Annotated in this window: 14 protein-coding genes; all 14 read left to right on the plus strand. The window is 44.9% G+C overall.

The window, feature by feature from the left end:
- The first annotated feature begins 7 nt into the window (after positions 1-7).
- The 14 genes from purF (at position 8) to AB1I63_08540 (ending at position 13,505) form a co-directional block, all read left to right on the plus strand.
- The gene (gene purF, locus AB1I63_08475; protein MEW4354885.1) at positions 8-1,447 is read left to right on the plus strand and encodes an amidophosphoribosyltransferase; all 1,440 of its coding nucleotides are present in this window, start codon (positions 8-10) and stop codon (positions 1,445-1,447) included.
- A 50-nt stretch (positions 1,448-1,497) separates the two neighbouring features.
- Entirely contained in the window at positions 1,498-2,517 is a 1,020-nt protein-coding gene (gene purM, locus AB1I63_08480; GenBank protein MEW4354886.1) for a phosphoribosylformylglycinamidine cyclo-ligase, read from the plus strand.
- Entirely contained in the window at positions 2,514-3,062 is a 549-nt protein-coding gene (gene purN / locus AB1I63_08485) for a phosphoribosylglycinamide formyltransferase (GenBank protein ID MEW4354887.1), read from the plus strand. Before purM ends, purN begins: the two co-directional genes overlap by 4 nt.
- Before the next feature lie 56 nt (positions 3,063-3,118).
- Complete coding sequence (locus tag AB1I63_08490; protein MEW4354888.1) at positions 3,119-3,568, plus strand: GNAT family N-acetyltransferase; 450 nt, start codon at positions 3,119-3,121, stop codon at positions 3,566-3,568.
- A 39-nt stretch (positions 3,569-3,607) separates the two neighbouring features.
- Positions 3,608-5,155: a bifunctional phosphoribosylaminoimidazolecarboxamide formyltransferase/IMP cyclohydrolase gene (gene purH, locus AB1I63_08495; protein MEW4354889.1), complete on the plus strand. Its 1,548-nt coding sequence runs from the start codon at positions 3,608-3,610 to the stop codon at positions 5,153-5,155.
- A gap of 274 nt (positions 5,156-5,429) precedes the next feature.
- A complete protein-coding gene (gene purD / locus AB1I63_08500) occupies positions 5,430-6,689 on the plus strand; it encodes a phosphoribosylamine--glycine ligase (GenBank protein ID MEW4354890.1) in 1,260 nt (419 codons plus the stop codon).
- 9 nt (positions 6,690-6,698) lie between these two features.
- Entirely contained in the window at positions 6,699-7,190 is a 492-nt protein-coding gene (gene purE, locus AB1I63_08505) for a 5-(carboxyamino)imidazole ribonucleotide mutase (GenBank protein MEW4354891.1), read from the plus strand.
- Entirely contained in the window at positions 7,177-8,244 is a 1,068-nt protein-coding gene (gene purK / locus AB1I63_08510) for a 5-(carboxyamino)imidazole ribonucleotide synthase (GenBank protein ID MEW4354892.1), read from the plus strand. Before purE ends, purK begins: the two co-directional genes overlap by 14 nt.
- A gap of 16 nt (positions 8,245-8,260) precedes the next feature.
- Positions 8,261-8,479, plus strand: coding sequence for a phosphoribosylaminoimidazole carboxylase (locus tag AB1I63_08515; protein ID MEW4354893.1), 219 nt, complete (start codon positions 8,261-8,263; stop codon positions 8,477-8,479).
- An 8-nt stretch (positions 8,480-8,487) separates the two neighbouring features.
- The gene (locus AB1I63_08520) at positions 8,488-8,802 is read left to right on the plus strand and encodes a hypothetical protein (protein ID MEW4354894.1); all 315 of its coding nucleotides are present in this window, start codon (positions 8,488-8,490) and stop codon (positions 8,800-8,802) included.
- Positions 8,803-8,923: 121 nt separating this feature from the next.
- Positions 8,924-9,508: a hypothetical protein gene (locus AB1I63_08525; GenBank protein MEW4354895.1), complete on the plus strand. Its 585-nt coding sequence runs from the start codon at positions 8,924-8,926 to the stop codon at positions 9,506-9,508.
- A gap of 208 nt (positions 9,509-9,716) precedes the next feature.
- A complete protein-coding gene (gene purB, locus AB1I63_08530; protein MEW4354896.1) occupies positions 9,717-11,009 on the plus strand; it encodes an adenylosuccinate lyase in 1,293 nt (430 codons plus the stop codon).
- Positions 11,010-11,213: 204 nt separating this feature from the next.
- Positions 11,214-12,293 (plus strand): glycoside hydrolase family 3 N-terminal domain-containing protein, encoded by a 1,080-nt coding sequence (locus tag AB1I63_08535; protein ID MEW4354897.1) that lies wholly within the window; start codon positions 11,214-11,216, stop codon positions 12,291-12,293.
- A gap of 255 nt (positions 12,294-12,548) precedes the next feature.
- Positions 12,549-13,505: a ribose-phosphate diphosphokinase gene (locus AB1I63_08540; protein ID MEW4354898.1), complete on the plus strand. Its 957-nt coding sequence runs from the start codon at positions 12,549-12,551 to the stop codon at positions 13,503-13,505.
- Positions 13,506-13,507: the final 2 nt, after the last annotated feature.

Consider the following 13,507-nt stretch of genomic DNA (forward strand, 5'->3'; position numbering starts at 1 on the left):
GGAAAACATGACATACGAAGTAAAATCTCTCAATGAAGAATGTGGTTTGTTTGGTATCTGGGGGCATCCGCAGGCCAGTCAAGTGACTTATTTTGGACTGCATAGTTTGCAGCACCGAGGTCAGGAGGGGGCTGGGATTTTGGCCAATGAGGCTGGATGCCTGCACCGCCATCGAGGCTTGGGCTTGGTCTCAGAGGTCTTTAGACGGCCTGAAGAATTGGAAAGTTTGCAGGGGCAAGGAGCAATCGGGCATGTTCGCTATGCGACTGCAGGCGGAGCTTCTATCAACAATGTCCAGCCTTTCTTATTTGACTTTTTTGATATGCAGCTGGGGCTGGCCCACAATGGGAATTTGACCAATACCCAAAGTTTGAAGAGGGAATTGGAAGAACAAGGGGCGATTTTTGCTAGTTCCTCTGACACCGAGATTCTGATGCACTTGATTCGTCGCAGTAAAAAAGAAACTTTGCTCGATAAAATCAAGGAGGCCCTTAATCAGGTTAAGGGTGGCTTTGCCTATCTGATTATGGCGCAAGACAAGCTGATTGCAGCGCTTGATCCCAATGGATTTCGTCCCTTGTCAATCGGGCGCATGAAAAATGGTGCCTGGGTGGTATCAAGTGAGACCTGCGCCTTTGAAGTGGTTGGTGCTGAGTGGATTGAAGATGTCAAACCAGGTGAGCTTGTCATCATTGATGATGAGGGCCTTCAGCATGACCGTTATACAGAGGATACCCAGCTAGCGATTTGTTCCATGGAATACGTTTATTTTGCTCGGCCAGATAGTGTGATCAACGGGGTCAATGTCCATGCGGCACGCAAAAAAATGGGCCGCCGTTTGGCACAGGAAGCAAGGATTGAAGCAGATATTGTGGTTGGCGTGCCCAATTCTTCCCTATCTGCGGCTAGTGGCTATGCAGAAGAATCTGGTCTGCCTTACGAAATGGGCTTGATTAAAAATCAATATACTCAGCGTACCTTTATTCAGCCAACGCAGGAATTGCGTGAGCAGGGTGTTCGGATGAAGTTATCTGCTGTTTCAAGCATTGTCAAGGGCAAGCGCGTGGTCATGGTGGATGACTCGATTGTGCGGGGGACAACCAGTCGCCGCATTGTCCAACTCCTGCGAGATGCAGGAGCAGCTGAGGTACACGTGGCAATTGCTAGTCCTCCCTTGAAATACCCTTGTTTCTTCGGCATTGATATTCAACAGCGCAGCGAATTGATTGCAGCTAACCATAGCAATGAGGAGATTTGTGAGATTATTGGTGCAGATAGCCTGACCTTCCTGTCCTTGGAAGGCTTGATTGAGGGGGTAGGTATGGAGACAGATGTGCCAAATGGTGGGCTGTGTGTCGCTTATTTTGACGGTGACTATCCAACTCCACTCTATGACTATGAGGAACGCTATTTAGAGAGTCTAGCGGAGAAAACAAGTTTCTACTAAATATAGTCGTTTTATTTGCTACATTTGATTAAAAACTAAAGGAGAAAAGGATGTCGAAAAATACATACGCAGCGTCAGGTGTTGATGTGGAGGCAGGCTATGAAGTCGTAGAACGCATCAAAAAACATGTCAAAAAGACGGAACGCTTGGGCGTCATGGGTGCTCTCGGTGGTTTTGGAGGGATGTTTGACCTCAGCCAGTTTTCAGTCAAAGAGCCTGTCTTGATTTCTGGGACAGACGGAGTCGGAACAAAGTTGATGTTGGCCATTCAGTACGACAAGCATGACACTATTGGTCAGGATTGCGTGGCCATGTGTGTCAATGATATTGTCGCAGCAGGTGCAGAGCCTCTTTACTTCCTTGACTACATTGCGACTGGGAAAAATATTCCTGAAAAGCTAGAGCAGGTGGTCAAAGGGGTTGCGGACGGCTGTGTGCTAGCGGGTGCTGCTCTTATCGGAGGAGAAACTGCTGAAATGCCTGGTATGTACGGCGAAGATGATTATGATCTAGCAGGATTTGCGGTCGGTATTGCGGAGAAATCTCAGATTATTGACGGGTCAAAGGTGGGAAAAGGCGACGTTCTTCTAGGCCTCGCCTCAAGTGGTATTCATTCTAATGGTTACTCTCTTGTCCGACGTGTCTTTGCTGACTATACAGGAGATGAAGTGCTGCCTGAACTAGATGGCAAGCCTCTCAAGGAAGTCTTGCTTGAGCCAACGCGTATCTATGTCAAGACTCTGCTTCCCCTCATCAAGGCAGGTTTGGTGCACGGGATTGCCCACATTACAGGTGGCGGTTTTATTGAAAATATTCCACGAATGTTTGATGCAACATTAGCAGCAGAGATTGAAGAAAGTCAGGTGCCGGTTTTGCCTATCTTTAAAGCCTTGGAGAAATACGGTGAGATTCCTCATGAAGAAATGTTTGAAATTTTCAACATGGGTCTCGGCATGGTTCTTGCTGTCGCAGCAGAAGATGTGGAGCGCATCAAGGAGCTAGTAGACGAAGAAGTCTATGAAATCGGACGAATCATTGAAAAAACAGACCAAAGCGTGGTATTCAAATGAAGAAAATAGCTGTTTTTGCCTCAGGAAATGGGTCTAATTTTCAAGTGATTGCGGAGCAGTTTCCTGTTGAATTTGTCTTTTCAGATCACCGAGATGCCTATGTCCTTGAGCGAGCAAAGAATCTTTGCGTGACAGCTTACGCCTTTGAACTCAAGGAATTTGAGAATAAAGTAGCCTATGAAACTGCGATTGTGGAGCTCTTAGACAAGCATGCAGTAGATTTCGTGGTCTTAGCAGGTTATATGAAGATTGTGGCAGACACCCTTCTTGCACGCTACGAGGGGCGGATGATCAACATTCACCCTGCCTATCTGCCTGAATTTCCAGGAGCACATGGGATTGAAGATGCCTGGAATGCAGGTGTTTCTCAGTCGGGTGTCACCATTCATTGGGTCGATTCAGGTGTTGACAGCGGGCAAATTATCCGTCAGGAGCGCGTGCCGATAAGAGCGACGGACACTCTGGAGAGTTTTGAAGAGCGGATACATGCCATGGAATACCAGCTCTATCCAGAGGTGATTAGGGAATTGATTTCTGATTTGTGAATCGAATGTGATCGAATAGAGCTGTCATGATTGATTCCAAAGAGAAAGGATACCAAATGGTAACACTACGATTAGTTGATGAAGAAAATTTTGCTCAGGTTATTGAGTTGACCGCGGCGGAAAAAGACAAGCAGTTTGTAGCGTCTAATCTTCGTTCCCTAGCGGATTGTTGGCTGTATCGGGAAAATGGATATGTCTTTCCCTATGCGATTTATTCTGCTGATGAGGTGGTAGGTTTCGCCCTAGTTGATGTAGATGACGAAGAGTCTTGCTACATGATTTGGCGTTTGATGATTGATTATCGCAAGCAGGGAAATGGATATGGAAAATCTGCTGTCCTAGCCTTGATTGAGCAGGCTGAAAGTTTGGGAAAATACAGCATGGTTCGGGCAGATTTTGTGAAAGGAAACCAGAAAATGGAGCGCATCTTGCAATCACTAGGATTTACCGTTTTTGACCAAGATGACAAAGAAATATTTACCAGACGAGCGATTGAATGTAAATAGTTGTGAACGATTGACAAACAAGAAAAAGAAGGAGAAATCATGACAAAAAAAGCCTTGATAAGTGTGTCAGATAAGACAGGGATTGTGGAATTGGCACAAGCCTTAGCGCAGCTTGGTTGGGAGATTATCTCAACAGGTGGGACGAAAGCAGCTCTTGATACTGCAGGAGTGGAAACCATTGCTATTGACGATGTGACAGGTTTTCCTGAGATGATGGATGGTCGTGTGAAGACCCTTCACCCTAAGATTCATGGTGGTCTTTTAGCAAGACGTGACCTTGACAGCCACCTGCAAGCAGCTAAGGACAATAAAATTGAGCTCATTGATCTTGTGGTAGTCAACCTTTATCCCTTCAAAGAGACGATTTTGCGTCCAGATGTGACCTATGATTTGGCGGTCGAAAATATCGACATTGGTGGGCCGTCCATGCTTCGCTCTGCGGCAAAAAATCATGCCAGCGTGACCGTTCTTGTTGATCCAGCGGACTATCAAGGCGTATTGGAGGAGCTGCAAACTGCGGGCGAGACCAGTCTTGCGACCCGCAAACGCCTAGCAGCAAAGGTTTTCCGCCATACTGCAGCCTATGATGCCTTGATTGCAGATTATTTTACCAATCAAGTGGGCGAAGCTAAGCCTGAAAAGTTCACCTTGACCTATGAACTCAAGCAGCCGATGCGCTACGGGGAAAACCCGCAACAGGATGCGGATTTCTACCAAACAGCTCTTCCACTTGCCTATTCCATCGCAGCCAGCAAGCAACTAAATGGCAAAGAATTGTCCTTTAACAACATTCGAGATGCTGATGCGGCTATTCGGATTATCCGAGATTTCCCAGAACGTCCAACTGTTGTGGCGCTGAAACACATGAACCCATGTGGGATTGGTCAGGCAGATGATATTGAAACAGCTTGGGACTATGCCTACGAATCAGATCCGGTATCGATTTTTGGTGGTATTGTTGTGCTCAATCGTGAGGTGGATGCGGCAACGGCTGAAAAAATGCACCCGATTTTCCTTGAAATCATTATCGCCCCAAGCTATACACCAGAAGCCTTGGATATTTTGAGCAACAAAAAGAAAAATCTGCGCATTTTGGAGCTTGATTTTAGCCAGCAGGCAGACAGCATCTCTGAAAAAGAGGTGACAGGTGTGCTAGGTGGCTTACTCGTCCAAGATCAAGATGTGTTGGTAGAAAATCCTGAGGATTGGAAAGTGGTGACCAAGCGTAAGCCGAGCCCTGAGGAGGAGACTGCCCTTGCATTTGCTTGGAAGTCTATTAAATATGTCAAGTCAAATGGCATTATCATCACCAATGACCACATGGTGCTAGGCGTTGGCCCAGGGCAGACCAACCGCGTTGCCTCTGTCAAAATTGCGGTGGAGCAAGCCAAAGATCGCCTAGACGGAGCAGTTCTTGCAAGTGATGCCTTCTTCCCGTTTGCTGATAACATTGAAGAAATCGCAGCCGCAGGCATCAAAGCCATTATCCAACCAGGAGGCTCTGTCCGTGACCAAGAATCCATTGAAGCAGCAGACAAACATGGCCTCACCATGATTTTCACCGATGTACGGCATTTTAGACATTAAAAATATTTAAGCCCCCTTTAAGCTTTTCTGTCTATACTATAGGCATATCCTAAATTTTCTTTTTCATCCTATCGTCATTCCGTGCTCGTTTATTACGAACCCCAATACGGCGAGACGATAGATCTCCTTGAACTCTCAAGCTAGCTAGGCTTGGGAGTTTTTTTCTATCGTTCGGAAATGGAATGAAAAATGCTTTATTTTATAGAATTTATAGATAAAAACGAATGATTTTGTTACAATATCCTTATAAAATACGTTTTTTAGAGGTGTAGTAATGAAGCTGTTAGTTGTTGGTTCGGGTGGTCGTGAACATGCGATTGCAAAGAAGTTGTTAGAGTCAAAAAGCGTTGAAAAGGTTTTTGTGGCTCCTGGAAATGATGGGATGTTGGCAGACGGGATTGACTTGGTTGATATTGCAATTTCCGAACATTCTGACTTGGTAGCCTTTGCACAGCAAGAAGGAATTGCTTGGACTTTTGTTGGACCAGATGACGCCTTGGCAGCAGGGCTGGTGGATGCTTTTGAGGCAGCAGGTTTACATGCTTTTGGACCGAGAAAAGCTGCTGCAGAGCTAGAATGGTCCAAGGATTTCGCTAAATCAATCATGACCAAATACGGTGTTCCAACTGCGCGCTATGAAACCTTTTCTGATTTTGAAGCAGCTAAAGCCTATATTGAAGAACAAGGTGCGCCAATTGTGGTCAAGGCTGACGGCTTGGCACTCGGAAAAGGAGTTGTGGTTGCAGAGACGGTAGAAGATGCGGTAGCTGCGGCCCAAGACATGCTACTGGATAATAAATTCGGCGACAGCGGAGCGCGCGTGGTCATCGAAGAATTCTTAAGCGGTGAGGAATTTTCCCTCTTTGCCTTTGTTAATGGTGAAGATTTCTACCTCATGCCGACAGCGCAGGACCATAAACGGGCTTTTGATAACGATAAGGGGCCCAATACAGGCGGAATGGGGGCTTATGCGCCAGTTCCTCATTTGCCAGAAAGCGTCGTAGACCAGTCTGTCGCAGACATTATTCAGCCAGTCTTACAAGGGATGATTGAAGAAAGTCGCCCCTATCTCGGTGTGCTCTATGCAGGCTTGATTTTAACAGCTGAAGGTCCTAAGGTCATCGAGTTTAACGCCCGCTTTGGCGATCCTGAAACTCAGGTCATTTTACCCCGTCTGACATCTGACTTTGCAGAAAATATCACCGATTTACTGGCAGGAAAAGTTCCTGCATTTACATGGCTTGAAAGGGGTGTGACCTTGGGAGTGGTGGTCGCAAGTGAAGGCTATCCGCTTGCATACGAAAAAGGGGTACGCTTACCAGAAAAGACCAGTGGAGAGATTGAGACCTACTATGCTGGTGCTAGCTTAAATGCCGAGCAAGAGTTGGTTTCAAATGGTGGTCGTGTCTACATGCTGGTCACCACGCAAGACACCGTTTCACAAGCGCAAAAGGTAATTTATCAGCAACTGCAAAAGCAAGACACGGCAGGTCTATTTTATCGGACAGATATTGGAAATAAGGCGAACAAATAAGGAGAAACTATGGAACAGGTACACGTATCCCTCATCATGGGGTCCATTTCAGACTGGGAAACCATGAAAAAAGCAGCGCAGGTTTTGGATGAATTTGGTGTTTCTTATGAAAAGAAGGTGGTCTCTGCCCACCGAACACCCGATTTGATGTTTGAGCACGCAGAAAAAGCGCACGAACGGGGCATCAAGGTCATTATTGCAGGTGCAGGAGGAGCAGCGCACTTGCCAGGAATGGTAGCAGCCAAAACAACCTTGCCAGTCATTGGCGTGCCTATTAAATCGCGGGCACTGAGCGGTATTGATTCGCTCTACTCTATTGTGCAGATGCCTGGCGGCGTTCCTGTTATGACGATGGCGATTGGAGATAGCGGAGCGACGAATGCAGGCTTGTCTGCCGTGCGGATTTTAGCGCTCGAAAATCCAGATTTGCATGAAAAGCTAGTCGCATTTGCTGAAAAGCAAGGAAAAATTGCAGAGGAGTCAAGCCATGACCTTATCTAAGACAATTGGGATTATCGGTGGTGGACAGCTGGGGCAGATGATGGCAATCGCAGCTATTTACTGTGGACACAAGGTCATCACGCTCGATCCAGCAGCGAATTGCCCAGCTTCTCGGGTGAGTGAAGTCATCGTAGCGGACTATGCAGATGTAAAGGCTCTCCGCACTTTAGCGGAGCGTTGTGATGTCTTGACCTATGAATTTGAAAATGTCGATGCGGACAGTCTTGACGCAGCAGCTGATAAGGCACTTCTGCCCCAAGGGACAGAGTTGCTGCGAATTGCCCAAAATCGGATTGCGGAAAAAGCCTTTTTGACCAAAGCAGCGGTGGGGCTAGCGCCTCACAGGGTGGTCAAGTCAAGCCGTGATTTGGCAGACTATGACTTTTCGACAACACGGGTGCTGAAAACTGCGACAGGTGGCTATGACGGGCATGGTCAGGTGGTCATTCGTGACGAGGAAAGCTTGGCGCAGGCAAAAGTCTTGGCAGATCAGACCGACTGCGTATTGGAAGATTTTGTCCCCTTTGACATGGAAATTTCAGTCCTTGTTTCAGGAAACGGGCGAGAGCTGACCGTTTTTCCAGTTCAGGAAAATATCCATTGCAACAACATTTTGTCTAAAACCATTGTTCCGGCTCGTATTTCTAAAAATTTAGCAGAAAAATCTGTCCAAATAGCAAGAAAAATTGCCACAGACTTGCAACTTTTTGGTACACTATGTATAGAGATGTTTGTGGCGGAATCGCAGATTTTGGTCAATGAAATCGCTCCGCGCCCTCATAACTCGGGTCATTACAGCATTGAGGCTTGTAATTTTTCCCAGTTTGATACCCATATCTTGGGGATTTTAGGCGCAGCCTTGCCAGAAATCCAGCTCTATGCCCCAGCCGTCATGCTCAATGTCTTGGGGCAGGATATGGAAGCCGCACAAACCTTTATAGCTAACCACCCCCAAGCTCATCTGCATCTGTACGGCAAGGCAGAAGCCAAGCACAACCGCAAAATGGGGCATGTGACCTTATTGACGGAGGAAGTGAATGAAGCGACCTTATAAACGCTAGGAGGTTCTTATGCACCAAATCATCGTTCATGCCTTTGCAGATCAAGTCGCAGTTGTGGAGGTACTCTTTGCCAGTCAGGACAAAGAAAAAGTAGCTGCCAAGTACCAAGAATTACAGACGAAATTTCCAAACGACTATCTAGCCATTTATGATTTGCCGCTTGATGTGGATCTCGATACCTTGCCACACTATCCATCGGTGGAAATTAGCAAGGAAGATTTTGAGTAGGAGATATTATGGATTTTATCTTACTAATGGGAATTATTTATTTAAGTTGGACTACCAGTGAAAAACTGGCCTATCTTATGAATAAGGTTCGAAAATTAGAACGACGAGAAAATGGAGGGTGTGACATGTCACAATTATTGAAAGGGCTGGAAGGCAAGCAATGTACGATTCAATTTGATGAGATTGTCAACTATAACCAACCCTATTTGATCTTAGAAGTAGATGAAGAATGGGTCAAGTTGAAGTATACAGATAAAAAAGGAAAAACAGGGATTAGAGTTGTTCGAATTGACAATATCAAAGAAATCGAGATTGTGGAATGATAATTTGATTAAATCGCCACCAAGCCCGATGAAGGGAAAAGCTTGCTCACAAGATTATTACTTGGAATCTTTCAGCTTGAATTTGAAAATAGTGTAGTGGAAAACTAGTGAGGAGAATTTGGTGAAGAAAATTATAGTTTTTACAGGATACTGGGCTATTTCTTTAATAATGGTGGCGTGTGGAAATTCGAATGTAGAGGGCGGTCAATCTTTTTCCTCGACTACTGATTCTTCAGATGTGAGATTGCCCATTCAGGAGAGATATTCCGAATATACGGATAAGGTGATACAATTGTTTTCTGAAATGGGGTTAAGTCCTGAAGATTACATTCCCGAAGACACTAGTACCAGTAGGATAGATTTCAGAGCGAATTCAGTTAATTTGACTAATAACTATCAAAATATGATCTCAGATAATCTAAACAGCGTTTTTTCAGATGTATCTGTTTCAGCAAAATCTATCTTTGAGAAATTGGGACGACCAGACGTCATATGTATTGATAGAGATTCAGGTGTAGAGGACACTTACAATATAGATGTATATTGGTATAAGTCCAATGAGGTTAATAGTGACTATGTGCGAGTGGAGTGGCCTTTGGAGGGAAGTTCTTATACAAAGTCGGTTTCTGGAATTCCTAGTGATATGAGTGACAATGGTTTCCAGATTATAGTTGAGCAAAATACATTTAAAGGAACATCAAAATAATAAAAGAGAACTAAGTTAGAGACTGTTTTCCGAACGGAAATACAGCCAATCTTGATATTAAAATATAGAAAGGAGTAAGAGGGCGAGTTTGAGGATTTGAACTCGGGCTAAAAGCATCGGAAAAAAGATAAACTTCCTTGTGTGCTAACACACATCGTCAGTTTCCTATTTTTCTCTTGCTTTTTTAACGCCCTCTGTATCATAAACCATGCTAAACCGTTACACTCGCCCTGAAATGGGGGCTATTTGGACAGAGGAAAATAAATACAAAGCCTGGCTTGAGGTGGAAATCTTGGCTGATGAGGCTTGGGCTGAGTTAGGGGAAATCCCTAAGAAAGATGTGGAAAAAATCCGTGCTAATGCTGGATTTGACATCGACCGTATTTTGGAAATCGAGCAAGAAACCCGCCATGATGTGGTGGCCTTTACCCGTGCGGTATCTGAGACCTTGGGCGAGGAGCGTAAGTGGGTGCACTACGGCTTGACATCGACCGACGTAGTGGATACGGCTTACGGATATCTTTATAAGCAGGCCAATGACATTATCCGTGAGGATTTGCGTCGTTTTACAGAGATTGTCGCAAACAAGGCACGTGAGCACAAGTACACCATTATGATGGGGCGTACCCACGGGGTGCATGCGGAGCCAACGACCTTCGGGCTTAAACTCGCTACTTGGTACAGCGAAATGAAGCGCAATATCGAGCGTTTCGAGCGTGCGGCAGAAGGTGTCGAAGCAGGGAAAATCTCTGGTGCGGTTGGCAACTTTGCCAATATCCCACCTTTTGTGGAGGAGTATGTCTGTGAAAAATTAGGCATTCGTCCGCAGGAAATTTCAACGCAGGTTCTTCCACGTGATCTTCATGCAGAATACTTTGCAGCCCTTGCAATGATTGCAACCTCAATCGAGCGCATGGCAACAGAAATCCGTGGTCTGCAAAAATCAGAACAACGTGAGGTAGAAGAATTCTTTGCCAAGGGGCAAAAAGGAAGCTCAGCTATGCCTCACAAGCGCAATCCAATCGGGTCTGAAAACATGACAGGTCTTGCGCGCGTGATTCGTGGGCACATGGTGACTGCCTTTGAAAATGTAGCTCTCTGGCATGAACGTGACATTTCCCACTCATCAGCAGAGCGGATTATCACGCCGGATACGACGATTTTGATTGACTACATGCTCAACCGTTTTGGAAATATCGTGAAAAACTTGACAGTATTCCCAGAAAATATGAAGCGCAATATGGAGTCAACTTTCGGCTTGATTTACAGCCAACGCGTGATGCTTTCCTTGATTGAAAAGGGCATGACGCGCGAAGAAGCCTATGATTTGGTGCAGCCCAAAACAGCTTATGCTTGGGACAATCAAACTGCCTTCAAACCATTACTTGAAGCAGATGAACAGGTGACAAACCGCCTTACTCAAGCTGAAATTGATGAACTCTTTGACCCGTTTTACTATGCCAAACGCGTAGATGACATCTTTGAGCGTATAGGCTTGTAAAATAAAGCATTTTTATACAGTAAAAAGCAACTCAATCGTTTTTGAGTTGTTTTTTCGTGCAAGACGGAGAAACTGACTTTTTGAAGACATTGTGCTATATTGGTGATAAGAGGGAGATGAAGAGACGATTACATGAGTCGATATAGTAAAATTATATACATGCTGTTGGTGTTCTTTTTTGGGTTTAGGATTGTTTCAGAAGAAATGCCTATTCAGCATCAGTCAAAAGAAACAAAAGTCAGAGAAGAAGTGTTAGCTGAGCCAGAAAAACAACTGTCAAAAGAAGAGCAAATAGTAGCCAGGTATCTAAAGGAGATGACGATAGAAGAGAAAGTGGGAGCTTTATTTTTTGCTCGTCTGCCTGTGGATACGGCTTTGGCGGATTTAGAAGAGTATCATCTTGGAGGCTATATTTTATTTGGACGTGATTTTGAAGGTCGGAAGTTAGAAGATATTCGACTGTTGACAGAGACCTTGCAAAAGAATGCGAAAATTCCTTTACTGATTGGATCAGATGAGGAAGGTGGGCAGGTGTCGCGGGTTAGCGCTATTTTGCCAGAAGCATTTCGCTCGCCGATGGATTTGTACCATGAGGAGGGGGGCTTAGAGGCTGTTGTCCAAGATACGAGAGAGAAAGCTAAATTGCTAAAATCCATTGGAATTCATACAGGCTTAGCTCCTGTGGCAGACTATGCGAGTTCTCCTGAGTCTTTTATCTATAATCGGACGATTGGTGAGGATATTAAGACGACTGCAACATATGTAAAAAGGGTTGTGGAGGCGATGAAAGAGGAGCAGTTTGGCTCTACTTTGAAGCATTTTCCGGGCTACGGGGACAATGGGGATTCTCATTCAGAGTTGATTTATGATGCTAGGTCATTAGAGGAGTTGGAACAAAAGGATTTCTTGCCTTTTAAGGCGGGAATAGAGGCAGGGGCAGACAGTGTCTTGGTTTCTCACAATATTTTAACCGCCATTGATCAGGTGCCTTCTTCTATTTCACCAAAAATCACGCAGATTTTACGAGAAAAATTGCAGTTTGATGGGGTCATTATGACCGATGATTTTGATATGGCTGGTCTAGCGAATTTTATGTCTCAAGAAGAGGCAGCTTATCAGGCTATCGTGGCAGGAAATGACTTTATTATCACATCGCAATATGCGAGTCAGATTCCCTATCTGCTTGACAAAGTCCATCATGGAGAATTGAGCGAGGAGCGGCTGGACCAGTCGCTTGTTCGGATTTTGAAATGGAAGTATAAACTGGGCTTGCTTCCAGAATAAAGCTGATGGGCAATGAGAATATCTTTTGCATATATAAAGGAGAAAGATTTTATTAAATAGGATGGACCATTGATCTGTCACTGATTGGTTTACATATTGGGGGTAGAAATCGAACGAACTCTTTCTAAAAAGCCTTAAAGTATTGATTTCTCTTGTATTTTTGATTGAAAATTTAGCAAAAAAACGTTAAAATAGTAAACGGAGAAAAGGGAGCTTGGGAGCTCTCTCAGGACTGAATAGATATTGGAGGAAGTCATGTCGTTTTCTGATTTAAAGCTCTTTGCCTTGTCGTCAAACCAAGAGTTAGCTAAGCGTGTTGCCAAAGAGATTGGGATGGAGCTTGGAAAGTCAACTGTTCGTCAATTTTCCGATGGGGAAATTCAGGTCAATATTGAGGAATCGATTCGTGGAAAGCACGTCTATATCCTGCAATCAACCAGCTCGCCGGTCAATGATAATTTGATGGAAATCCTCATCATGGTCGATGCTTTAAAACGGGCAAGTGCAGAGTCGATCAATGTGGTGATGCCCTACTATGGCTATGCACGTCAAGACCGCAAGGCTCGTGCGCGTGAGCCAATCACGTCAAAATTGGTCGCAAATATGTTGCAAGTTGCTGGAGTCAATCGCTTGCTTACAGTTGATTTGCATGCAGCCCAGATTCAAGGATTCTTTGATATTCCGGTCGATCATTTGATGGGTGCGCCTTTGATTGCGGATTACTTTGAGCGCCGTGGTATGACAGGGAGTGACTATGTCGTGGTCAGCCCAGACCATGGGGGTGTGACCCGTGCGCGTAAGTTGGCAGAATTTTTGAAAACACCGATTGCCATCATTGACAAACGTCGGAGTGTCGATAAGATGAACACCAGCGAGGTGATGAATATCATCGGAAAAGTAGAAGGCAAGACCTGTATCTTGATTGATGATATGATTGACACTGCAGGAACCATTTGCCATGCGGCAGATGCCTTGGCAGAAGCTGGTGCGGTAGAGGTCTATGCTTCTTGTACCCATCCTGTTTTATCCGGACCTGCTATGGAAAATATCGAAAAATCAGCGATTAAAAACTTGGTTGTTTTGGATACCATTGCCATTCCTGAAGACCGCTTGATTGATAAGATTGTGCAAATTTCAACTGCGGAACTCTTATCAGAAGCGATTGTTCGTATTCATGAAAAACGTCCATTGTCTCCTTTGTTTGAGATTTAGGA

The sequence above is a fragment of the Streptococcus pneumoniae genome (genome assembly GCA_040719455.1).
GTDB classification, from domain to species: domain Bacteria; phylum Bacillota; class Bacilli; order Lactobacillales; family Streptococcaceae; genus Streptococcus; species Streptococcus pneumoniae_G.

Excerpts from the sequence above, each read along its gene's own strand:
- purF (MEW4354885.1), top strand. The coding sequence starts at position 8 with ATGACATACGAAGTAAAATCTCTCAATGAAGAATGTGGTTTGTTTGGT.
- purM (MEW4354886.1), top strand. The coding sequence starts at position 1,498 with ATGTCGAAAAATACATACGCAGCGTCAGGTGTTGATGTGGAGGCAGGC.
- purN (MEW4354887.1), top strand. The coding sequence starts at position 2,514 with ATGAAGAAAATAGCTGTTTTTGCCTCAGGAAATGGGTCTAATTTTCAA.
- AB1I63_08490 (MEW4354888.1), top strand. The coding sequence starts at position 3,119 with ATGGTAACACTACGATTAGTTGATGAAGAAAATTTTGCTCAGGTTATT.
- purH (MEW4354889.1), top strand. The coding sequence starts at position 3,608 with ATGACAAAAAAAGCCTTGATAAGTGTGTCAGATAAGACAGGGATTGTG.
- purD (MEW4354890.1), top strand. The coding sequence starts at position 5,430 with ATGAAGCTGTTAGTTGTTGGTTCGGGTGGTCGTGAACATGCGATTGCA.
- purE (MEW4354891.1), top strand. The coding sequence starts at position 6,699 with ATGGAACAGGTACACGTATCCCTCATCATGGGGTCCATTTCAGACTGG.
- purK (MEW4354892.1), top strand. The coding sequence starts at position 7,177 with ATGACCTTATCTAAGACAATTGGGATTATCGGTGGTGGACAGCTGGGG.
- AB1I63_08515 (MEW4354893.1), top strand. The coding sequence starts at position 8,261 with ATGCACCAAATCATCGTTCATGCCTTTGCAGATCAAGTCGCAGTTGTG.
- AB1I63_08520 (MEW4354894.1), top strand. The coding sequence starts at position 8,488 with ATGGATTTTATCTTACTAATGGGAATTATTTATTTAAGTTGGACTACC.
- purB (MEW4354896.1), top strand. The coding sequence starts at position 9,717 with ATGCTAAACCGTTACACTCGCCCTGAAATGGGGGCTATTTGGACAGAG.
- AB1I63_08535 (MEW4354897.1), top strand. The coding sequence starts at position 11,214 with ATGCCTATTCAGCATCAGTCAAAAGAAACAAAAGTCAGAGAAGAAGTG.
- AB1I63_08540 (MEW4354898.1), top strand. The coding sequence starts at position 12,549 with ATGTCGTTTTCTGATTTAAAGCTCTTTGCCTTGTCGTCAAACCAAGAG.